Annotated in this window: 1 protein-coding gene; it reads left to right on the plus strand. The window is 60.0% G+C overall.

The window, feature by feature from the left end; all coding sequences use genetic code 11:
- Nucleotides 1-249: 249 nt before the first annotated feature.
- The gene (locus OP79_RS55870; RefSeq protein ID WP_157857552.1) at nucleotides 250-591 is read left to right on the plus strand and encodes a hypothetical protein; all 342 of its coding nucleotides are present in this window, start codon (nucleotides 250-252) and stop codon (nucleotides 589-591) included.
- Nucleotides 592-738: the final 147 nt, after the last annotated feature.

A 738-nucleotide genomic window follows, 5' to 3' on the forward strand; every position in this document is an offset into this window, starting at 1 on the left:
CAGCACGATCGATCAGCCTGACACGCCTGTCCGCCATCCATCGGCCGCCTACAAGAACCTGCACGTCACAGACCATGGATGGAATTTTCGACACCCGCAACCTGGGAAATTTCCGAGGTGAAAACGCTTCGTTGTCTCTGTTAGAGAGGGCATCTCTAACGGGTTTGCGGAAATCGAGGGCCCATAGGTCGCTGGCCTGCATATTCCCCGAATCGCACGTTACTGAACTGTTATCTAACGAGGTGTCACATGATCTTGATCTACCCTGAACCCACCAAATCAGCGGGCCGTTCCGCTGAAGTAAGGCGGTTTGCAGTGGCCTACAACGTCCAGTTCACGGAGGGTTCGGCAGTAGTGCGTGACGGTCTGCCGGTTGAGCGTCGCGAGGCACTTCAGCGCGCATTGGAGGCACTCGCGCCGAACCCTCGCCCCGAAATATCGGTGGCCGTTTCTGCGGATGAGAGAACGCGTTCGGTGATGCTCACGCGCGATCTATCGGTCACGTACCTGGCGACGGATGACGTGCTCGTCGTACTCAGTGTTCATGTCCGCCACGACTTCACGCGCGTTCTGCTGGACGAGAGCGCCTGACGGCAGGAGAAAGGCCCGTCCGATCACGGGGGACCGAACGGGCCTAGTCCCAATGCCGTTGCCTTATGGGTCTGCGGGTTGGGGTCGTTTGATGCGGATGGCTTGGGTGCCGGTGCGGGTGGGCTGGGGCCACGCGTGGTGCTCGGC

It is taken from the genome of Streptomyces yerevanensis (assembly GCF_000716805.1).
Lineage (GTDB): Bacteria > Actinomycetota > Actinomycetes > Streptomycetales > Streptomycetaceae > Streptomyces > Streptomyces flaveus.